Origin of the sequence: Ruminococcoides intestinale (assembly GCF_040095935.1) — a bacterium.
Lineage (GTDB): Bacteria > Bacillota > Clostridia > Oscillospirales > Acutalibacteraceae > Ruminococcoides > Ruminococcoides intestinale.
In genome coordinates this window covers 396,815-418,731 of sequence record NZ_JBBMFQ010000001.1, presented here as the reverse complement: position 1 = coordinate 418,731, position 21,917 = coordinate 396,815, and the positions used below count along the sequence as shown (strand labels likewise).

General features: G+C 38.8%; 22 protein-coding genes and 2 tRNA genes. 5 read left to right on the top strand and 19 right to left on the bottom strand.

Annotation, left to right across the window (positions count from 1 at the left end; all coding sequences use genetic code 11):
- Positions 1 to 134: 134 nt before the first annotated feature.
- The 4 genes from WMO31_RS02020 to WMO31_RS02005 form a co-directional block, all read right to left on the bottom strand.
- Positions 135 to 842 carry a JAB domain-containing protein gene (locus tag WMO31_RS02020; protein WP_015523692.1) on the bottom strand — a complete coding sequence of 236 codons (708 nt, stop codon included), beginning with the start codon at positions 840 to 842 and terminating at the stop codon, positions 135 to 137.
- Positions 843 to 928: 86 nt separating this feature from the next.
- Positions 929 to 1,606 (bottom strand): orotate phosphoribosyltransferase, encoded by a 678-nt coding sequence (pyrE, locus tag WMO31_RS02015; RefSeq protein WP_015523691.1) that lies wholly within the window; start codon positions 1,604 to 1,606, stop codon positions 929 to 931.
- Positions 1,607 to 1,808: 202 nt separating this feature from the next.
- The gene (locus WMO31_RS02010) at positions 1,809 to 2,642 is read right to left on the bottom strand and encodes a dockerin type I repeat-containing protein (RefSeq protein ID WP_117950373.1); all 834 of its coding nucleotides are present in this window, start codon (positions 2,640 to 2,642) and stop codon (positions 1,809 to 1,811) included.
- Positions 2,643 to 2,677: 35 nt separating this feature from the next.
- Positions 2,678 to 4,933, bottom strand: coding sequence for a lectin like domain-containing protein (locus WMO31_RS02005; RefSeq protein ID WP_117950371.1), 2,256 nt, complete (start codon positions 4,931 to 4,933; stop codon positions 2,678 to 2,680).
- 252 nt (positions 4,934 to 5,185) lie between these two features.
- Between WMO31_RS02005 and dinB the strand changes: the two genes are divergently transcribed.
- The 3 genes from dinB to WMO31_RS01990 all read left to right on the top strand — a co-directional run bounded on the left by dinB (position 5,186) and on the right by WMO31_RS01990 (position 7,642).
- Complete coding sequence (dinB, locus tag WMO31_RS02000) at positions 5,186 to 6,460, top strand: DNA polymerase IV (protein WP_367999117.1); 1,275 nt, start codon at positions 5,186 to 5,188, stop codon at positions 6,458 to 6,460.
- 63 nt (positions 6,461 to 6,523) lie between these two features.
- Complete coding sequence (locus WMO31_RS01995) at positions 6,524 to 6,757, top strand: hypothetical protein (protein ID WP_015523689.1); 234 nt, start codon at positions 6,524 to 6,526, stop codon at positions 6,755 to 6,757.
- Positions 6,758 to 6,769: 12 nt separating this feature from the next.
- On the top strand, positions 6,770 to 7,642 hold the full coding sequence (locus WMO31_RS01990; RefSeq protein WP_367999116.1) for an SPL family radical SAM protein: 873 nt from the start codon (positions 6,770 to 6,772) through the stop codon (positions 7,640 to 7,642).
- 59 nt (positions 7,643 to 7,701) lie between these two features.
- Here the strand turns inward: WMO31_RS01990 and WMO31_RS01985 are convergent, their stop codons facing one another.
- From WMO31_RS01985 to WMO31_RS01945, 9 genes are all read right to left on the bottom strand, one after another.
- A complete protein-coding gene (locus WMO31_RS01985) occupies positions 7,702 to 8,208 on the bottom strand; it encodes a lipocalin family protein (RefSeq protein ID WP_303932381.1) in 507 nt (168 codons plus the stop codon).
- Positions 8,209 to 8,223: 15 nt separating this feature from the next.
- A complete protein-coding gene (locus WMO31_RS01980) occupies positions 8,224 to 8,874 on the bottom strand; it encodes a hypothetical protein (protein WP_303932382.1) in 651 nt (216 codons plus the stop codon).
- Positions 8,871 to 9,821, bottom strand: a complete 951-nt coding sequence (locus WMO31_RS01975; RefSeq protein ID WP_303665030.1) for a DUF624 domain-containing protein — start codon at positions 9,819 to 9,821, stop codon at positions 8,871 to 8,873. Before WMO31_RS01975 ends, WMO31_RS01980 begins: the two co-directional genes overlap by 4 nt.
- Positions 9,822 to 9,835: 14 nt before the next feature.
- A complete protein-coding gene (locus WMO31_RS01970) occupies positions 9,836 to 10,504 on the bottom strand; it encodes a stage II sporulation protein M (protein ID WP_367999115.1) in 669 nt (222 codons plus the stop codon).
- 71 nt (positions 10,505 to 10,575) lie between these two features.
- Positions 10,576 to 11,376, bottom strand: coding sequence for a pyrroline-5-carboxylate reductase (gene proC / locus WMO31_RS01965; protein ID WP_015523683.1), 801 nt, complete (start codon positions 11,374 to 11,376; stop codon positions 10,576 to 10,578).
- A 28-nt stretch (positions 11,377 to 11,404) separates the two neighbouring features.
- Complete coding sequence (locus tag WMO31_RS01960) at positions 11,405 to 13,858, bottom strand: SH3 domain-containing protein (RefSeq protein ID WP_367999114.1); 2,454 nt, start codon at positions 13,856 to 13,858, stop codon at positions 11,405 to 11,407.
- Between the two features lie 36 nt (positions 13,859 to 13,894).
- On the bottom strand, positions 13,895 to 14,452 hold the full coding sequence (locus WMO31_RS01955; RefSeq protein WP_117950359.1) for a hypothetical protein: 558 nt from the start codon (positions 14,450 to 14,452) through the stop codon (positions 13,895 to 13,897).
- A gap of 1 nt (position 14,453) precedes the next feature.
- Complete coding sequence (locus WMO31_RS01950; protein ID WP_117520044.1) at positions 14,454 to 15,059, bottom strand: J domain-containing protein; 606 nt, start codon at positions 15,057 to 15,059, stop codon at positions 14,454 to 14,456.
- Positions 15,052 to 15,915 (bottom strand): DUF5685 family protein, encoded by an 864-nt coding sequence (locus WMO31_RS01945; RefSeq protein ID WP_367999113.1) that lies wholly within the window; start codon positions 15,913 to 15,915, stop codon positions 15,052 to 15,054. The genes WMO31_RS01950 and WMO31_RS01945 overlap by 8 nt, the downstream gene beginning before the upstream one ends.
- 226 nt (positions 15,916 to 16,141) lie before the next feature.
- Here WMO31_RS01945 and WMO31_RS01940 point away from each other — a divergent pair, with 226 nt between their 5' ends.
- The gene (locus WMO31_RS01940) at positions 16,142 to 16,708 is read left to right on the top strand and encodes an HAD-IB family phosphatase (RefSeq protein WP_015523679.1); all 567 of its coding nucleotides are present in this window, start codon (positions 16,142 to 16,144) and stop codon (positions 16,706 to 16,708) included.
- Between the two features lie 650 nt (positions 16,709 to 17,358).
- Here WMO31_RS01940 and WMO31_RS01935 read toward each other — a convergent pair.
- Together WMO31_RS01935 and WMO31_RS01930 are read right to left on the bottom strand one after the other, a co-directional pair.
- A tRNA-Leu gene (locus WMO31_RS01935) sits at positions 17,359 to 17,443 on the bottom strand.
- A gap of 210 nt (positions 17,444 to 17,653) precedes the next feature.
- A complete protein-coding gene (locus tag WMO31_RS01930; protein WP_195230778.1) occupies positions 17,654 to 18,289 on the bottom strand; it encodes an HAD family hydrolase in 636 nt (211 codons plus the stop codon).
- Between the two features lie 233 nt (positions 18,290 to 18,522).
- Between WMO31_RS01930 and WMO31_RS01925 the strand changes: the two genes are divergently transcribed.
- Positions 18,523 to 18,780 (top strand): hypothetical protein, encoded by a 258-nt coding sequence (locus tag WMO31_RS01925; RefSeq protein ID WP_195230780.1) that lies wholly within the window; start codon positions 18,523 to 18,525, stop codon positions 18,778 to 18,780.
- A 41-nt stretch (positions 18,781 to 18,821) separates the two neighbouring features.
- Here the strand turns inward: WMO31_RS01925 and WMO31_RS01920 are convergent.
- From WMO31_RS01920 to WMO31_RS01905, 4 genes are all read right to left on the bottom strand, one after another.
- Positions 18,822 to 18,906 (bottom strand) — tRNA-Leu (locus WMO31_RS01920).
- 150 nt (positions 18,907 to 19,056) lie between these two features.
- Positions 19,057 to 20,037, bottom strand: coding sequence for a hypothetical protein (locus WMO31_RS01915; protein WP_195230781.1), 981 nt, complete (start codon positions 20,035 to 20,037; stop codon positions 19,057 to 19,059).
- Positions 20,038 to 20,049: 12 nt separating this feature from the next.
- A complete protein-coding gene (locus WMO31_RS01910) occupies positions 20,050 to 21,684 on the bottom strand; it encodes an MBOAT family O-acyltransferase (RefSeq protein WP_303666808.1) in 1,635 nt (544 codons plus the stop codon).
- Position 21,685: 1 nt separating this feature from the next.
- Positions 21,686 to 21,916, bottom strand: coding sequence for a phosphopantetheine-binding protein (locus tag WMO31_RS01905; protein WP_015523676.1), 231 nt, complete (start codon positions 21,914 to 21,916; stop codon positions 21,686 to 21,688).
- Position 21,917: the final 1 nt, after the last annotated feature.

The window sequence follows — 21,917 nt, the reverse complement described above, 5'->3', positions numbered from 1 at the left end:
TTTTTATTATGTTTCCTGTTACAAGGCTCTTTATTACAAAAGTCCTGTAACAGAAAACATATCCGAACAAAATTTCGATTTTAATTATAGAACAGATGTTTTAAATTGTCAAATGTTTCTTTTAAAGAACATTATTACTTTTCATAATAGAAGATGTTCCCCGCAAGCCTGCTTTCACGGAGAGAAACATAATCATCATCGGTTATTATGAAATGGTCGATAAGCTCAACTCCGACAGTTGCAAGCGTACTCTTCAAAACTATTGTTGTGTCAAGGTCACTTCCCGAAGGCAGAGCTGTTCCGCTGGGATGATTATGTGCTATAAACGCAGTTTTGGCATTGTGACGAAGTGACAAATCAACAATTTTTCTGACGGGCATATCGGATGAATTGAGTGAACCTTTTGAAATTATATCAAAATAAATCATCTTGCCCTTTGCATCACCGAGCATGAGAGCGACACATTCGTTTGTTCGACCGATAAATTTTGCTTTAAATATTTTACCGAGATTTTCATAGTCGATGATATTATCATGTGACATCTTTGATTCGGTATAAAGCCTTGCCATTTCGGGCAACATTTTGAGCAATGCGGCGGCATTTTCAGACAGACCGAATTCCTTCATAAGCTCGTCAATCGGAGCGTCACACACTCCGCCGACAGTGATATAACGGTCAAGCAGACGATGTGCAAGAGGATTTGTGTCCTTTCTCGGAATAGCATAGTAAAGGAACATTTCAAGAGCCTCGTGCGTTTCAAACACATCAAAGCCGTTTTCTATGAACTTTTTACGCATTCTTTCACGATGACCGCTGTGTTCGTTATCGGTTGTCCGTGCCATATTATCCCCACCGCAAAATAAGTTTTTTCAAACTTTGGGGGCGGATAAAACCGCCCCGACTGATTAATATTAATAATTAAAAGCTGTTATTCCTTTACGCCGTACTGCTCATAGTAAGCGTCAATAGCGGCTTTGAGCTTGTCGTCAATAATAACCTTGCCCTTGTATTCCTTGTTGTAAAGGTGTTCAACAACCTCTGCCATTGTTACGATTGCAGTTGTTTTAAGGCCGTACTTTTCTTCAATCTCGGAAAGTGCGCTCTTTGTACCCTTGCCACGCTCCATACGGTCAACGGAAACAACAAGACCGATTGGGTTTACATCGCCCTGAGCCTTGATAATCGGGAGAGTTTCTTCAATTGAAGTGCCTGCTGTTGTAACATCTTCGATGATAACAACCCTGTCACCGTCATTGATAGGACTGCCGAGAAGAATGCCCTTGTCGCCGTGATCCTTAACTTCTTTTCTGTTTGAGCAATAACGGATATCCTGACCGTATTTTTCGCTGATTGCGATAGTTGCGGCAACAGAAAGCGGAATGCCCTTGTATGCAGGTCCGAAAAGAACATCAAAATCAAGACCGAACTTGCTGTTGACAGCCTCTGCATAATACTGACCGAGACGGCGGAGCTGAGCGCCTGTTCTGTAGAAACCTGTGTTTACGAAGAAAGGAGTTTTTCTTCCGCTCTTTGTAACAAAATCACCAAATTTGAGAACCTGACAATCAACCATAAATTCAATGAATTCCTTTTTGTAAGCTTCCATCAATAAAACCTCCGATACAAAATAGCTTTCGGACAAACATCTGTAATATCCGACAGTTTTACATAATTCAACATTTTAAATTCTACCACAATATCTCGTTTTTGTAAATGACAGTTACACAGCTGTAATCAATCGTAATGTTATGTTAAAACAGAAAAAGACTTCGCAACAGAGTACGAAGTCTTTTTTGATATAACTTTAATTACCACTGAGAACAAATCTCCCAGTTATCCAAAGATGTTGCAAAATCGCTTTCATTTTCAACAATTCCACCGGTATAGAAATATACATCTGTACAACCGACAATATATTTTTGTATGGTAGTGCTCTCTTTGACAGTTATGGGAAAGGCATTCCAATTCACTCTTGCTCTCAACTTCTGTGCACAGTTAAAATCAACCTCACCTACTATATATTTTTGAACAAGCGTAGCATCTACTACACTAACAACTCCGTCACCGTTAACGTCACCGAGAACAATATTCTGACAGGTCATTGTATTAAAAACTTCCAATAATTCATAGAAACATTCACTTATGTATTTCTGTTGTTTAATAGTATAATCTTTATCTAAAATTCCCTCGCCATACTCTTTAAGTTCAAAATTCGGATTGTTAACACTAAGGGCATTAAAAAGCTTTTCTCTTTTTTCAACAAATGTATTCCAAATTTCGTCAGAGTACCAGTTATTATCGTTTTTCTCATTAACAGCATAATAGCAAGTATAGCCGGCACCACTTGGGCTTATCCACGGATTCTCATAAAAATCCTTTAATTCATCATATTTATTTTGTAATTCTATACTCTCCGTTTCTTCCGATAAAGATAAAATTTCTTCTGCCAACTTATAACTATGGTCATAATAGTAATATGCGTACGGCTTTTTTCCACCGGTAGATGAAATATCCATCTTTACTTTTAACGCATAATTATAAATATACGAATAACTGCGTGACACCGCTGAAACAGAAAAAACGGCGGTGCTTGCAATTAATAATACAGCAAGTAATAAAGCACTTATTTTTTTAATATTCATAACAATTCTCCTATTGAAGTATTATTTGTAACTTTTTAAGAAACATTAAATATCCTTTTCTGCAACTCAGTAGCATCATTTGTATTAATGTTACCGTCCATATCGACATCAGCGGCTACTTTTTGTTCTTCGCTAAATGTTATCAGATTGACTATGTACTTTTGTATCATGGTAGCATCCGTAATAGTTATACTGCCATTTAAATCAACATCTCCTAATATGACAGCTTTTATTGATGTTGGTTCTGAATATACCGTAGTTGGATAAACAACATTTCCATATTTTTTGGCTGTTATCTTCACCCTGATATATCGTCCAAAATCATTATCGGTCACTTCATAGCTTGATTTTACAGCACCGCTTATATCATACCAATTATTACCATTGACTGACGATTGCCACTGATAACTCACATTATATGAATCTTTTATAGGATTGCCAATACAAGTTGCATTTAAAGTTTTTCCAACTATTGGTACTCCATCAATACTAACCTTGCTGATTTTGGATTTTGGATTTATCACAACGGTTTTTACTATATTATTATTAAATCTAAAATATAATTCCTGATATCTACCGTTAAGCGAAGTTAAATATTCTTTTTTTAACGTGACAGTACAATCGTTAATTTCATAATCAGTATCTTGATACAACACTCTATTATCAGAGTTAGATATATTGAACAATTCATAATCAGATACATACGAAACTGCAACATCTTCATCTGTATTAGTTACGGCATTAGGAAAAATAGACACAGAATAATCTTTGCTATCTGTATCTTTCAACACAGGTCTAATACAAAAATTTCCGTAAACATCATTTGCTGCTGCATCCTGCCACTTCAAATTACTTCCGCTATCAAAGCAATAGTAGCTTTCTCCACTTGAAATACCTCTTGCGGCATTATAACTACCCTCATAAGGAATATAAATTTTAGAATTACTACCATTAGGTATTATTTCAACAATTACAGCACATTTATCTCCAGAAGAAAATTCAAAAGGTTTACTTAATGTTACAGTAAAATAACCCTCACCGCTGTAAGTGCCTGATGATAATACTTGGTAATCGTTCACATTAGTCGGAACAGAATTATCTTGTAGCGGAATTATTCTTATGTTGTATGTGCAATCAATAGCTTTTAAATATAGCATCACTTTGTTTATGCAATCATAAGTATCAGTAAAAGATGACACATCATATACATTTGCCAAAAACACTCTATCTTTGAAAATATATTCTGGTTTAACCATGTTTGTTATTGGTAAATAATCATAAGAGAGCATATATTCGCTTTCGTCTGCAGGTTGGACTCCTGTTGTCACTGCAAACGGATTGTTTTTTGCGTTCAATGTAGCATCCTCATAGGAAATCCACATATATCCACTTCTTATGTCTTGATATCCCCAACTATTCTTCACCAACCATGCACCGTTACTTTTAGGTTTATAACCATTTCTAAAATTATCTTTTGAAAAATCATCATCCCACCCAACAATACTTATAGCATGATTCAAATAAGCATCAGACAAATTATTAAGAGTTTGTTCATTTCCATTTACATTTTTCACCATATTGGGCTTATAAAATATACCCGCACCAACAGCACCATAATTCTGAATAGCATACTTAATATTATCCATATCTTTGGAAATATATCTAAACCCCGTGAGATTAAATAATGATTTTGAATCTGTAAATGCATCTCCGTCATCCTTTATTTCAATCCAGTTATGGTGTTTATTATAAAAGGTTTGCATAATAGATAAAGGATATTCTGCCTCGCTGATATTTGAGCACCACTTATGGACATCGTTATAGAAAATCGGAGTATTCCAATTTGTTATGTACTGTGCAGCTACTGCAGTTGTAGAACTTCTATTAGGGCCAGTTTCATAATAACCCGGTTCAATTTGACTTTTATTTACTTTTTTAATACAGTCAGATAAAGCAACTGCACCATGCAATTCAGAAACATCAAATTTTCTACCGTACCGTGTTGCAATAAATTGTTCTTCTGTGGAAGCAGCGGCATACATCCAACAAATGCCGACATTGCTTTGATTTCTTATATCTGTTAAATGATTACTTTCTCTCGGGTCATATTTCGTAGTCAACGAATACCCGTCATGTTCAAATGGTACTTCCAAACGTTCCGTATCATCTGCAACATAGCCACCATTATCGTTTTCATCATCTACAGACTCTGATGCCAATACACTTTGAGTGGAAAAAATCGACAACAACAATAATGAAACCAACGAAATTATTCTAATTTTTTTCTTCATACTCTTCTCCTTTATAATATTTATATTTGTGTCCCTGATTAACTATTTTTAAATACAACCATTCTACCTTAGTACCAGTTTATCACCTATATAAGTATATGTCAATGTTTTTTTAAAAGAAAAATCGTATTTTAGAAATATTTTTAATATCATTGGTATCATTACTTTTAATATACACGACAAAATTACGCTTGACTTTATAGAACACTTGTTCTATAATTAAATAAAAACAAATGTTCGAGGCGATGCGTTGTGAATATTAATTGTGCCATTGACAAAAGCAAATATAGAAAAGACAGGGTTATTCTTCACAGCGACTGTAACGGATTTTATGCGAGCGTTGAGTGTTTGCATCATCCCGAAATCAGGAACAAACCTGTTGCCGTGAGCGGTGATGCGGAAAATCGGCACGGAATTATTCTTGCTAAAAATGAGATTGCAAAGAAGTATAATATAAAAACAGGCGAGGCAATCTGGCAGGCAAAGCAGAAATGTCCCGACCTCATAACCGTTCCTCCCCACTTTGATTTGTACAAGCGATTTTCAAAAATGGCGAGGAGAATTTACAGTGAATACACCGACAAAATCGAGCCGTTCGGACTTGACGAGGCATGGCTTGATGTTACCGACAATAAGAATATGAGCGGCAAAGAGATTGCACTCGAAATTAATCGCCGTATAAAGCAGGAGCTCGGAATAACCGTAAGCATCGGAGTCAGCTTTAATAAAATTTTTGCCAAATTCGGAAGTGACTATAAAAAGCCTGACGCTATAACCGAAATCACACGGGAAAATTACAGAGATATTGTGTGGAACTGTCCTGCAAAAGACCTTTTGTATGTTGGCAGAGCAACGGGCAGAAAGCTTGAATCTATCGGCATTTATACGATTGGAGATATCGCAACCGCAGATGTTACACTGTTGCGGTCATATCTTGGAAAATGGGGCGACCTAATTTACGGCTTTGCAAACGGATACGACTCTTCCCCTGTTGCCCATATGAACGAAAACAGCGAGGTAAAGTCAATCGGTAACTCAACCACAACGCCGAAAGATATGGTAACCTTTAACGATGTAAAACAGGTTATATTCGTTTTGTGTGACAGCGTTTGCAGAAGAATGCGTGAACAGGGATTTATGGCAAAAACTGTTTGCATTACGATTCGTGACAACGAGCTGATGTCATTCAACCGACAGCACACAACAGAAATCCACACAAATCTTACAAAGGATATAACAAATGCGGCTATTGAGCTTTTCAAAAAAAGCTATAAAATGGAAAAACCGCTGAGAAGTATCGGGGTAAGCGTTACGGATTTTATTCACGATGATCAGCCGCACCAGATGAGCCTTTTGCGTGATGAAAAGCGACTTATTCAGAACGAACAGCTTGACAAAACACTTGACAGATTAAAAAAGCGATTCGGCAATTATGCTGTTCGCCCTGCCGTTTTGCTTGATGACAAGGAGCTTTCGGATTTTAACCCAAAGGAGGATCATACAATTCATCCTGTCGGATATTTATGATAACGATGCATCTTAGGCGAAAAATTAAAGATGTTTCTCTGATTTTAATGGAGGTAACAAGCTATGAAAAAGTATGTTAAAGTTACTGCCACATTTGATTGTGACGGAGATCTTATCCCCGAATATATTGTGTGGGATGACGGAAGGAGATACCGCATTGACAAAATTTCCGATGTGCGGTATGCGGCATCTCTCAAAGCAGGCGGTGCGGGAATACGCTACACCTGCCATATTCTCGGCAAAGAACGATACCTGTTTTTGGAGGAAAACAGGTGGTTTGTCGATGCCAAACAATAAGCGGAGGATTATATGCATAAGGTCAAAGCAAAGGGAATTTTATCTGCCGCAAACGGCATGAACATTTACAGAGGATGTCAACACGGATGCATTTATTGTGACGCACGCAGTAAATGCTATCAGATGAATCACCGATTTGAAGATATTGAGGTGAAAGAAAATGCCCCGGAATTGCTTGAAAACGCTTTAAAAAGGAAACGCAGAAAATGTATGATTGGTACGGGTGCGATGAGCGATCCGTACATTCCTCTTGAAAAAGAACTGAAACTGACACGAAGATGTCTTGAAATAATCAACCGCTACGGATTCGGTGTAACCGTACATACAAAGTCGGCATCTGTTATGAGGGATATTGACCTGTTTACGAAAATAAACGATAAAAGCAAGGCTGTATTACAGATGACGCTTACAACGGCAGACGAAAGCCTTTGCAGAATAATTGAACCGAATGTTTCCGTTACTAAAGAAAGATTTGAAACGCTCAAGGCATTTCACGAAAACGGTATTCCGAGTGTTGTGTGGTTTTCTCCGTTTTTACCGTTTATAAATGATACAAAAGAAAATATCGACGGACTTTTAAAGTATTGCATTGACGCAAAGGTTAGTGGAATAATATGCTTTGGCATAGGTCTTACTCTGCGTGACGGTGACAGAGAATATTTTTACAGCCGGCTTGACAAACACTTTCCGAATATGAAGGAACGATACATTTATACATACGGAAATTCATATCAGCTTACAAGCAGTAACAATAATGTTCTGATGAACAGGATTTCAGAAGTTTGCAGAAATCACGGAATTATGTTCGGAGTCGAAAATGTGTTTTCGTATTTGCATAAGTTTGAAAGCAAAACCGAACAGCTAAGTCTGTTTGACGGAATATAGAAAAATGAAAAAGATATACGGCAGAAAATTTTACCGTATATCTTTTGTTTTTTAAGTATTCACTGTTTTACAAATGTTATTTCATAGTCGTTATATTTAAGCACAACAGCCGAAATTTTACCGTTCTTTTGTGTGAGTATGGCGGAAGTATTTGTTCCGTCATCAAATGACAAATTGACCTTGTCCGAAGCTGACACGGTATATTTTCCGCTGTGAGTTCCGTCATCCGGACTTCCCGGCGAAAGCCATAAAGTAAAAGTGCCATCATCGGAAAATGACATAGAACCCTGATAAGCGCTGTAATTTGTGTTGTAAACCTCACTCATTTCAACCTCATCACCACTCGCATTCTTAGCACCTTCGGGAACCCATGCAGATGAGGTAAGCTCGGCGGTTACTGACGGTGAAAGCACATTAACGGCAACGATTGCCGCAATGATAAATACGCAGGCGGCAATAACCGATGAAACAATTGCTGTTGTTTTCTTTTTCTTATTCTTCTTTTTTACAGCCCTGTTAGCCTCAAATTTTGCATAGTCAGGCTTTTTAACAGATTTCTTACTCATTTAATCACCGATATTTTACTTAAAGGATACAATAATTCCGCCGTAGTTTACGGTAATTTCAGCAGGAACATCACCGTTCCATTTGGTTACGGCAGCAATAACATTTTTATCGTTGGAATATGTTATTACAACGGAGTCGCCCTCAACTATGTACGCACCTGAATTTGCCGAGGCACTTGTGATTCCGTCAATGAATGTTCCGTCCTCATTAAAAGTAAATCCGCCGCCTGAATAAGCAGAGCCGAAAAGATCTCTCAAAGAATATTCTTCAGAAGAATTTTCATCTTTTGCATAGTACGGAATAAGAGTTGCACTGAATTTTGGCTTTTGCTTCTCTCCGCTGATTGTCGGAACAACAATTTCACTGTCATTTGAAGATGTTTCGGCTGTGTATCCCTGTTCTGTCGGCTCTTGTGAAGCTTCACCCGATTTGGTTGCAGGCTGTGTGGTTTCGGATACAGAGTCGGAAACATTCTGTGTTAAGTTTGTATTACCGATGGTTGTTGAAGCAGCCACAGTCGGTACTGTTGTTGCCGAATTATTATTTTTACCCGAAAGATTCATAAACAGGATAACCGCACCTGCAATTACTGCAACAAGTACAACAACACAAATAATTATTATCAATGATTTTTTTGAACTTTTAACTGCGTGTTTACCGCTCATTTTGCGTTCTTCCTTTCTTCAGCCTCTTTTTTAAGCTTTAAAAGATAACTTCTTTTCATCATTTTTCCGTTATAGAAAATAAATTCATCACCGTCAGCCGATTCATCAATTTCAAGATCCGAATAATCTTCTACGACAGGCTCTTCATCATCACGGAACTGACCTTTGCGTCTGTTCTCCATTTTCTTATCAATTGTTTTGCTCTTTGAATCCTTGTCAACAATCATTGAATACATATTCTTATAAACTGCAGAATTGATTATAAAAGATAAAATTGACGGAACAATGAACAATGCAAGAACAATTGTGAAAATGATGAGCAGTACCGGAGTAAAACTGCACATAAGCACCGTTGCGCAAACAAGGAATAAAATAAAAATTCCGAAAACTGCAAACAGATTGTGTTTAAGCTCACCGATTGTCATAAGTGCGCTGTTTTTGTAAATATCCTTCATCTTGATATCAAAAGTAACCGTCATAGGCGGAACATAGAAGAACATAAACAGAAAGAAAATTGCAATTAAAATACAAATAACAAGCGGAACATAAAACATTCCGTTCTTTGAACCGAGTCCGAGATAAAGAACAATTGAGTAGTAGCTGATAAAAACAGCGGCATACATCACAACGCCGTGTATGAGAAATCTGAGCAGATTTTCCTTTATTCCGCCGATGAAATTTGAGAAAACATCAACATTTTCCTCTCCCCTTACCATATGGGAAGTAACCTGAGTTACGCCGGCATAAAACGGAAAAAGCGGAATTATCGTAAGAAAATATATAAACATTGAATTAATACCCGTAAGTGTATTAATCAAAAAGAAAATTCCGAATATTACGGCAAACGGCAATGCAAAAAGCACATTCGTTAGCAAAAGTCGTGGTAAATTGTGAAACAATGACGAGAAAAATCCTGTCAATGCTACAGCGTTCTTTTCCGATGCCATAGCGCCCTCCAAAATTAAAAATTGAACGCTCCCGAAAACAAGCACCACAAAGCCGTATCCAGCAAAGTTGAACAAAAGGTCATTATGAGTGCCGAAACAGATTGGGAACAAAAATCAATCACCTCATTTTTCAAAGAATTTGTTTGATGAGAATGACCGATTAAGCTGAAAAACATCTGTTTTGAAATTTCAAAAGCATATGCCGACAGCTTTACGAGTGCCAAACAGAACAAAAATGTTCCCGGCAACACAACAAGCAGATAAAAACCTGCTCCTTTAAGTGAATATGTAATAATAAGATATGCCGCAGTAAGTCCTGTTCCAAAGCCTTTAAATGCTGAAACAAACTGCAAAAACGGTATTCCCCACGGTGCAAGTCCCAAGAGGAATACAACTGTGAGAAATATAAAATCAGATGCAAAGCAGGCGCAAAATGTGCTGACGGCATTCTGACCGAGCCTTGCATCAAGATTTGTAGTAAACAGAAAATCAAGGGAATCAAGCATTTGCTTATCGGCTTTGGATGCATAAATTGAACCGAAAACAAGTCCGGTAAGAAAAGCCGAAACAAAGATAAGCACCACGGAATATCGCCTTATAAAAAATCTGACATCAGACGGTGAAATTCCCTTTGATCTGCGAAAAAGATAACGCTTTTTAAAAGAAAATACAATGCTTTTCATAAAATACATTCCTCTCATTGGTTGTCCGTTAAAATATATGAGGAATGTATTCATTTTATGTTAAGGCAAAATTATTTGCCAAGCTCCTCTGCCCTCTTTGTACAAGCGTCCATGCCGTCAAGAACAGCCTCATAGAAGCCATGTTCTTTAAGCTTATCCATAGCGGCAATTGTTGTGCCTCCCTTTGAGCAAACCCTGTCTATGAGTGTTTCAACAGGCTCACCGCTGTCACGGAGCATTGCTGCCGAACCCTCAAGAGTTGCACAGACAAGGTTCATGGCCTTGTCATAGTCGATTCCGCAATTCTTTGCGTAATCAGCCATAGCCTTTGCAAAAAGATAAATATAAGCAGGGCTGCTGCCGTTTACCGCAATTATTTCATTCATATGGCTTTCGTCAATATATTCGCAAACACCGCTGCCTGCAAACATATTGTAAACGATAGTTTTGTCATCATCGCTGATATTCTCAGACGGACAAAGGGCTGTTGCACCCTTTTTGAGCAAGAGAGGCGTATTAGGCATAACCCTTACAACAGGGCAGTCACACTCAAGACCTTTTCTTACATATGCAATAGATATGCCTGCGGCAATTGATACTACGGTTTTGGCTGTTGTAATGCTGTTTTTGAGGGACTCAAGAACTTCGGGATAATTCTGTGGCTTGACTGCAAGAACAACAATTGAGCTGTTCTTTGCAATTTCATCGGCAGATGTCATTACATTTGCACCCATATTTTTCATAGCGGCACACTTTTCTTCGCTTACATCAAAAACATTGATAAAATCAGCCTTGCCGTCGTTTTGTGCCATAAGACCTTTTATAATGGCTGTTGCCATATTGCCTGCGCCTATGAAACCTATCTTTTTCATTTTAAGACCTTCTTTGCAAAAATTAATATCAGATACCGAAACTCGGGTTTGAGTAACATGAGAAATGGAATTTGTGATAATTGTGCTGACCGTCACGGTCATAATCGCCGTAGAGGAATGTTTCCGCCTCGTCAACTCTTCTGTACAAAAGTCCCCAATAGCAAGAACCTGCCGCATGGTGGTACTGCAAAAGTGCATCAATGAGGTTCTGCTTATTGACATTATTCAAATCTCTTGAACCGCCCGAAGCAGAAACATAGTCCTTGTGGATATATCCTGTTGTGCCGTTTGAAAGCTTAACTTTATACCAGTTTGTGTTATAACGCTTGCCGTCAACAAATTTAAGTTTTGTTCCGTAGTTCATACGGGTAACAACGGAGTAGTTAGTTCCTGCACCTCTTCTGAGGTTTACATCTGAACCTGTAACCGTACCCGAAGCGCCTGCTTTGATAGTACCGCTTGAACCTGTGTTCAAGAGAACAGACTGAAGTTCGGAATCATTGTAGAACACACCGCTGCCTACATTGTATGCAAAGCACACAAGTGCGTCAAACTGTTGCTGATTGAACTTTATACCGTTATTTACAAGGTAGGCATTTGTTGTAGTGGTATATCCGCCCTTGTTCACGGTCTGGCAAAGATAAGCATATGCCTGATTTGAAGTTATGTTGTTGTAGAACTGTTCGCCTGAAATTACAACCTTGCCGTAACCGAGTGTAGGATCGGTTGTAATGCTGTCTGCTGTGACTTTTGAGAGAAATCCCTCATAGTTTGCAATAAGCTTGATTACCTCGTCACTCGCTCTGCGCTCGGCACAAGCTGTGGTGGTTTTATTGGTTGTTGAGGTTACAAACACCTCGCCCTCACCGCCGCCTGCCGTGGTGTAATACTTTGATTCGGTTTTAAATTTAGAATATGCCTTAACAGACCATTTGCCTGATTTTGAAAGCTTTTGTGTACCTGTCCAGATATAGGAGTTACCGTCTTTAACCTTGCTTGTTGCGGTTACCTTATAAGAGGTTGAGCCGTTTGTAACTACAAAATACACGCCTACCCTGCCTGTGTCGGTAATAGCCTTAAAGCTTACATTTGAATTAAGCGGAGCGGAGTTTGGTGACGCATAGCAGAAACGCACGCTTTCCCTCGGCATAACATGAATGAGACAGGTTGCCGCACCGTATGATGTTGAGGCTGTGATTGTTACATAGCCCTTGCCTACCGTGTCAACTACACCGTTCTTAACTGTTGCGATCTTTGTATTTGAACTTGACCATGTGACACCGCTTGTTCTTGATTTCAAAAGCATTGACTTCTGCCACGGAAGATTTACATTGCTGTTGGATATATTTACAGATGAGCCGGATTTTACGGTAATTTTGCAGGTTGCAGAATGCGAACCGCTTTTCGCAGTAATTGTTGCAGAGCCTGCTTTCTTGGCTGTTACAATACCACGAGAGTCAACGGTTGCAACGCCTGTATTTGAGCTTGACCATGAAACACTTCCGGACGCTGTTGCAGTAATTGCAAATCTGTTGCCTGTGAAAATTGATTTGCTTGATACGGAAAGTTTAACAGATGAACCTGTTGACGGTTTTGTGGTTGTAGGCCGAGTCGTTGTAGGCTGTGTCTGACCGTTCATCTTAACATAGTCTTTCTTTACATAGCCTGTTTTTGAATTTGATGTAAGCTTAATATTATACCAATCATTGTTATAAAGCTTTGTGCTTACAAAAGTAACCTTTGTATTCAATCGCATACACTCAACGACAGAATATCTTGTACCGGCACCGCTTCTGAGATTTACATAATCGTCTGTTATATAACCGCTTACGGTTGACGCTGACGCAGTCGGCTGAGTTACAGGTTTGGTTGCCTTTGTTGTAGGTTGTGTTGCCTTTGTTGCAGGTTGGGTTGAACTGTTAATTTTTACATAGTCTTTTTTTATGTAACCTGTTTTAGCAGTTGAAGTAACCTTAACCTTATACCAGGCGGAGTTGTAGAGTGAAGTGCTTACAAAAGTAAGCTTAGTGTTCTTTCTCAGGCAACCAACAACAGAATAATTTGTGCCTGCTCCGCTTCTGAGATTTACATAATCATCAGAAACATAGCCTGTTACGCTTGATGCCGTTGCCGAAGAACTTACGGCAACATATTCCTTTGTAACATAGCCTGTCTTTGAATTTGATTTAAGCTTGATTTTGTACCACTTTGAGTTATAGAGCTTTCCGTCAACAAAAGTAAATTTTGTGTTCTTTGCCATACAGGTTATAACCGAATAATTCGTGCCTGCACCGCTTCTCAGATTTACATACGACGCATTTATATAGCCTGATGCGCCTGCTGATACGCTTGCGGAAACCTCCTCGGTTGATTGAGCCGCATTAGCCGAAAATGCAGTTATTGCAACAGCACCTACCGATACTGCCATAAGAACCACAAGGACTATGCAGACTATGCGGACAAACAATTTTTGCTTTTTCATTTAGGTCCACCTTCTCAAAACTTCTTTGAATTATAATTACTTGTGAAAATTACCGAATATTTTTCCTCTTAATCTGCGAACATACTGCATAACAAAGACGGTAATTGCATAATCATAGAGCAAAAAGAAAATATTTCCGGCAATCAAAAATGCCCACGGAACATAAAAACCGAAAACGGTAAATTCATCTGTCGGAATTGACAACAACCATGTTGCGACAAAGAACGAACCGATGGCGGCAACATTAAATACCGCAAACTTGAGTATGTATTGAACTGCCCTGTTTTTGATTTTAAATTCAAAAGCACCCTTTAAAATCGGATAATAGCCGAAAAGTGCAATGAAATATATAACAGCCTCTTTATCGCCGGCAAGGAGCGTTGAAAGCACGGCAGTTACACAAAACACACCGATTGCCCATCCATAACCGTATTCAACAACTATGCAGGAAATGAGAATTCCTGCAAGACAGGGCAAAGCGTATGTTCCGATTGGAACGAGAGATGTCATCATCATAAAAACGAGTGAGAGCGCCGCAATAATTCCGCAAACCGCAATACGCATTGTCCCCTTTTTAATACCGTTTTTCCTCATATTAACATCCCATTCTGCAACAATCACACAAGCAGTTTGCACACATCATTCCTGCACAAATATCGCAGAAGGATGAACCTGTTGCGTTAGGATTTGTTTGAGTATAACCGCCGTAGTTGTATGCTCTCTGGTTCTGCATATTGTTAAGAGCGGCTCTGTATTCCGTGTTGTTGGGGTCCATATTGCACGCAGTTGTGAAATATGAAAAAGCCTGTTCAGACCAACCTCTGCGGTATGCAATCATGCCCTTGAGATAATGCCATTCGGCGGTTCTCATCGACTGTGCTGTGTTTTCAAGAATCTGATCAGCCTGATCAAGAAGTCCTCTCTGAATGTAAATTCTTACATTGTAGAACTGTGAGCTTGAAGAATTTGCGTTATAGGACGAACTGCCTGTTGAGCCTGTACCCTTGCCCTTCTGACGCATCTGATTAATCATATCGTATGCCTCATTAATCTCCTTCATTTTCTGCTCTGCAACATCCGCAAGAGGACTGTCGGTGTAGTTATCGGGATGATATTTTTTAGCAAGGTTTCTGTACGCTGCTTTTACTTCTTCATCGGTAGCTGTTTCAGACACACCGAGAACCTCATAAGGATTATTCATTATTGACCTCCGTATCAAGTTTGCTTGTTACTCTGTTTTGTGATGCAGGGAATCCCAAAAGCATCATATTATCTAAAATTCCCTTAAAATCGGTAAAGTTCAAAAGATTGTAGGCATCATATGCCCTTGCAAGTGACTGATTCAGCACCGCTTTTATAAAATCCGATGATTTTACCTCACCTGTTTTCTTGTTTACAAACGGATTAAATCCGTTTGATTTGATATCTTTTTCTATATCATCTGCGGCATCGACAAGATAAATCCACCTGCCGATATGATAGCCGAATTCATAGAGAACTCTTTTTTGAATTTCATCATGAGCCTCAGCCGACAATACAGCAGCGAGCATTAATGCCGTTGGATGAGCCGACATATCTACAGACGGCTTTTCCGAATGTTCAGCGTCATACTGCATCTTCATCATATCAGAAACTGCTTTGTCCATATCGGGATACTTATCTGCCGCCTTTTTCCTCTGATGAGAAAAGAAAGGCTTTATGATTCTGCACAACAGCTTTTTAAAAAATCCGCTGTCCTGAATATCATCAATGATTTTATAATAAACCGATATCATTGAAAATGCGGCAGCCTTTCTGTATGCGTCACCCGAATCTGTTGCAAACTTGCATTTTTTAAGAGGATTACAGGTGCATCTGCCGTTTTTAAAGCCTTTGCATGAACGGTTAAGCGACATTAAAAGCATTGCATAAAATGTGCAGTCATAGCTTAGCGTAAATCTTGTAAACACGGAGTAATCCTTACCCATTTGCCTGCAAAGACCGCAATACACAGCCTTATAAGCCTCGGATTCACGAACAAGCAGTTCGCTCTTTTGAATCTGCAAATAACCAAACACGGATTTTCTCCTTTATACAATAATACATAGTATATTGTACAACAAAACAGAGTTAAAAGCAACAGAATAACAGTATATTCTTTGGATAATCAGCCAAAATGAGCTTGTTAACGGGAAATGTTGCAAAAATTTTCTTCTCATATTATAATCATAGTGCAGATGTTCTCTTCTATTAAGAATTGAATATCAAAAATTATTTGCAAAACTAAAAAGGAATTTGCATATTATGAATGTTTACGATTTTGACAAAACGATTTACTACGGGGACTCAACAGCCGACTTCTATTTATTCTGCCTTAAAAGACATAAAAAAATACTCACTCTTGCCCCATCGCTTTTGGGAGCATTTTTAAAATTCTATGTATTCAAAAAAGGTACAAAAACTGATTTTAAAGAAAAAATGTACAGATTTCTTACCTATTGCGATACTGAAAAGGATGTAAATGATTTCTGGAAGGAATACATAGGAAATATAAAACCGTTTTACCTTGAACAAAAGAAAGATGATGATGTAATTATTTCGGCGTCACCCGAATTTTTGCTGAAACCCGTTTGCAAAAGGCTCAAAATAAAAAACCTTATGGCATCAAAGGTAGATATGCACAGCGGAAAATATTCGGGTGTAAACTGTCACGGCAAGGAAAAGGTAAAGCGATTTTATGAGGCTTTTCCTGACGGAAAAATTGACAATTTTTATTCGGACAGTTACAGTGATTCGCCACTTGCGGAAATTGCAGAAAAAGCTTTTATGGTTGACGGCGACAAGGTTGAAGGTTGGATATTCTTTAAATAATTTTTACGGAGCAGATTTCTGTTCCGTATTTTTATTTTTTCGGGTTGCCAAAACATTGAGCCGTGTTTGTTTGTGTCCGACAAGTGTTTCAGCGGTTTTACCTGTTGAAATAGAAAAATTGCTATATGTCATACTTCCGTCCTCGCCAATGCGGCTTGTTCATCGTCATACTTTCATCAACGCTCTCCCTAAAAGCAGTTGTTTTCTTCTATCCACTTTTATTTTTACGGTTACTCTCTCCCCGTCATATTCACTAATACAAATTGATATAACGGTAACTTGCGAGTGACGGTGATTGCTATATGTCAAACTTCCGTCCTCGCCAATGCGGCTTGTTCATCGTCATACTTTCATCAACGCTCTCCCTAAAAACAGTTGATTTCTTCTATCCACTTTTATTTTTACGGTTACTCTCTCCCCGTCATATTCACTAATACAAATTGATAACGGTAACTTGCGAGTGACGGTGATTGCTATATATCAAACTTCCGTCCTCGCCAATGCGGCTTGTTCATCGTCAAAGTGTCATCAACGCTCTCCCTAAAAACAGTCCACCGGACTGTTTTCTTAACGGTCGCCTTCAAGTCCCGTCATCGCTTGCTGGTACAAATTAAAAGAGGATTGATACTAAAGCATCAATCCTCTTTTAATGGTGCGAGTGACGGGACTTGAACCCGTACGTCGTGAAACACACGCCCCTCAAACGTGCCTGTCTGCCTATTCCAGCACACTCGCATTTATTAGATTTTTGTCGGTTTCTTAACTCAACAATCAAGATTATATCATAAGGTATTTAACTTGTCAACACATATTTGAAAGTTTTTTCAATTTTCTTACATAATTTTTTCTCTATCTGCAAAAAACGCATAAAAACTGAAACTTTATGCTTTTACAAGAATGACATCGGGATAGGCTGTATCCCGACATCATCCTATTGTTTGGCAATCAGCCGAGAATTTTATCTGCAACTTTTGGCAATTCATCGAACGAACTGATTGTATATTCGGGATTTTCCGTTGTGCCGAATCCGTATGATGCAAACACGAACGGTATTTCTGCATCTTTGGCGGCAAGCTGATCACCGATTGTATCGCCGAGATACACAGCCTTATCAATGCCGTTACGCTCCATAACAAGCTTTATATTCTCTCCCTTTGTCAGATTTGTTCTGCCTGACATTTCAAAATCGGAGAAATATTTTTCAAGCTTATGAGCAAACAAAAATGCCTCTATATATCCGCATTGACAATTGCTGATTATGCCGAGAAAATAATTCTTTGAAAGAATTTCAAGTGTACTTTCAAGATTATAATACAAATGACCGCCCGTTTTACGAAGTGACGGAATCTGTTCCGCACAACACTCCTTTACAATTGCGACCGAATTTTCAAGCGGAAGCTCAGGCAACATTATTGACGCAATCTGTTCAACCGTCTTTCCCATATAACTGTTCATTTCTTCAAGTGTAATTTGCTTTGTTGTTTCTTTATGTTTTTTAAGTATATCGTTCCACACAGGCAAAATCACATCACAAGTGTGCCACAATGTGCCGTCAAGGTCAAATAAAACTGCTTTTTCCATAAATTCATATCTCCAAATTAAATATGTTTAACGGACTCCCGTTGCCAAAACGATATTATCACAACGGATTTTGCTTGTCAAGGTATGGTGCTGTAGATATGTTACTTTACCTGTGGGCGTTCGATAAACGCCCTTACTGACTACAAAAAAATTATGTGGTAAAAAAACAAGTCCCGTCATATTCCCTATTACAATTTGTTGTAATGATAACTGCGAGTGACGGTGATTGCTATATGTCAAACTTACAACCTCGCCAATGTGGCTTGTTCATCATCATACTTTCATCAACGCTCTCCCTAAAAACAGTTGTTTTCTTCTATCCACTTTTGTTTTTACGGTTACTCTCTCCCCGTCTGAAATATAGTCGCATTGCGTTGTGCATGGATGCACTTCCTTATGCTCCTTATTTCAGACAGCGCTTTGCTCCCTTTTTCCGCCACAGGCGGCGGTCGCAAGGCTACCTCAAGTCCCGTCATCGCTTGCTTGCATAAAATAGAAAAGACTTGATACGCAAAGTATCAAGTCTTTTCTATGGTGCGAGTGACGGGACTTGAACCCGTACGTCGTGAAACACACGCCCCTCAAACGTGCCTGTCTGCCTATTCCAGCACACTCGCATTTATCTCTCACTTTTTTCGTGAGCAGTATTGATTATACGGTAAAACTGAATTTTTGTCAATACTTTTTTAAAAGTTTTTTAATATTTCTTTTCCCTTTCCCCTGCATCGGATTGCAACACAGGGGAAAGATTTTAGATTCTAAATAAATCAGTTTTCCGAACTTGTACCCTTTTTGACCTGCTTTTCAAACTTATCAAGACAGGTATTCCAGTTATCGTATGACGGATCGTTACGCTTATCTTTGAAGAGCTTTGTATCGTCAAGATACTTTCCGATATAATTTGTCAGCTTCACAGCACCTTTGTAGTTAAGGTGATCGCCTTTATCCTTTGAATCCTTTTTCCAATCAATCGGGATATCATCACGGAGCAAATTGGTGTCGATATAATCAACACCGAGATCCTTTGAAACCGCTTCCATAGCATTATGTCGCTGATAGTTCCAGTTCTTTGTGCTTGGGGTACTTATCAGCACAAGTTTTGTACCGTGCTTTTTACAGAATTTCGCAATTTCTTTGAGATACTTTTTGTTGGTAGAAAGTATCGGTGCAGAAACATCGGAATACTTCATATATTTCTTGATAGCCTTATCTGTCGCAGGCTTAGACTTTTTAGTAAAGTAATAACCTTTGTTATTCTCGTTCGCAGTATATTCAACTGTAGCCGAAAAATCCTTGAGCTGAAGATTCTTCCAACGGTCATGATATCTGAACACAGGGAAAATCTGCTCTGCCTTATATGTGATTTCATCCTCAAAATAAGATTTTCTGAAAATCGCATTGGTTTCAAGGAACACAATCTTCGGACTTTGTTTTTCAAAAGTTTTTTTCAAAAATTCCATTGAGTACACAAGCTTTTGAGCAGGAGAAGAAACATCATACGAGGTAATTCCGTAATCCCTCCAGATATAGAGCGGAATGAACGAATGATACACCTCACTGTCACCGATAAATACAGTGTCAATACTGTCTTTAGGTTCACTGAAAATACCGTTTGCTCTCGGATAATGAATGCCCGCCGCCTTGTCATTTGACTTTGGCTGAAATATGAGTGAGGACACCTGAAGTAATCCGAGAAGTATTGCAACAAACAGGACACAGCTGACAATTCTCTTAATTATTTTCTTCATAATCAGACCTCCTTAGAAGTTCGCATAAATCGGATCAACAGGAACATAGCCCTTGCCGTAAGCACCGAAGATTATGATGAACATAATAAGAGCGTAAACAGCCGCCCATCTTATAACAACATTTCTCTTTGCAATTGCACCACGCACACATATTCCTTTTTCATTGAGAACGCTGATTACAAAAATAAATGCAAGCGCAATAAGCACGATCATAACATCATGCATATCAATTTTAAGCTTTTTCATAAGCTCATAGTTAAGGCTTGAAAAGCTGAAATCGGTCACCATTTTCCCGAACATTGAAAGACCTGTTGTAAGTCTTTCTGCTCTGAAAAACATTTCGCCGATAACAACAAGTATGCATGTACGAACTATCTGAAACACTTTGTACGCAAAGCATTCGGAATTGATGTGAAGCTTTTTATTGAATGCGGTAACCGCAGGGGCAATGATGTTGCCCGACAGAATAAGCACAAAGTGGTACATACCGAAGAATATGTAACCCCACGCAGAACCGTGCCACAGTCCATTGCAGAACCATACACAGAACAACGCTATGCTTCCCGCAAGCAACGGACCAAAGTGGTTGCCGAGCTTTTTGCGTGCGGAAGATGTAAGATTTTTCATCGGCTTTGACATGGTGACGGGATAGAAGATATAATCCTTGAACCATGTGCCGAGTGTAATATGCCACCTTTTCCAAAATTCTGAAATTGATTTTGAAAAGAAAGGTCTTTCAAAGTTTTCGGGCATTGTAACGCCGAAAATCTGAGCAACACCCATTACGGCATCCATTGTGCCGGAGAAATCGCAATAGAGCTGAATTGTATAGGCAATTGCTCCGAGAGCGATTATTCCGCCCTGATAGTCGTCGTAATGGCTGAAAATCTGCTTAATCATAGGATTAAGTCTGTCAGCGATTACGAGTTTTTTCATAAGACCGAAAAGAATACGGACTGCACCGAGTTTTAAGTTTTCAAACTCAATTTGCTTTACATTCCACAGCTGATTGGCTGTCTGACCGTAACGGCAGATAGGACCTTCTACAATCTGCGGAAAGAAAGACATAAACAACGCAAGTCTTAATATGTTGTCATCTGCTTTAATAAGTCCTCTGTAAACATCAAAGAGGTACGATACAGCCTGCAAAGTAAAGAATGAAATACCAATCGGCATTATATAACTCGGAATATCAAACTGAATCGGAATATTCAAAAGCAATAACAGCGAATTTACATTTGTTGTAAAAAACGGTGAGTATTTGATTACAAGCAGACCGCCTATCATAAGTACGGCGGCAAACAACAGAACTCTGCGACTGCGGTGGAGATAAACCTTTTTAAGAGCCTTTTTCTCCTCCTTAGGCACAGCCTTTAGTGCCGCACTTTTTTGCGTTTGAATACGGTCAAGCCACAGGCCGAAATAATGGACGCCCATTATTATCAGGCATAAATAGGCAATCAACTGACCGCTTATCAGCCAAAAGAAAGCAAAACTTGCAATAAGCAGAAAATACTTTCTTGCTTTTTGCGGAATGACGGCATACACAACAACTGAAACAGGCAGAAAAATGACAAGAAACGCTACCGAAAAATATGAGGTCAGCGTGTCAAGACTGCCCGCCATCAGTAATGATGGAAGATCCATCTTATTCCTCCTCTTGGAGTCTTTCAATCATACTCCACATTGCCTTTACTGAATTAAAGTTTGCAGGAACAACTTCCACTGCAGGAACTGTCACATCAAAAGCATCCTCAATCTCAGCAATAAGAGAAATGATTGAAAGAGAGTCAAGATAGTGACCGTCAATAAGGTTTTCGCAGCCTTCGTAATCTACATCCGGTTTAATGTCCTCTAAAATCTCAATAAGTTCATCCATT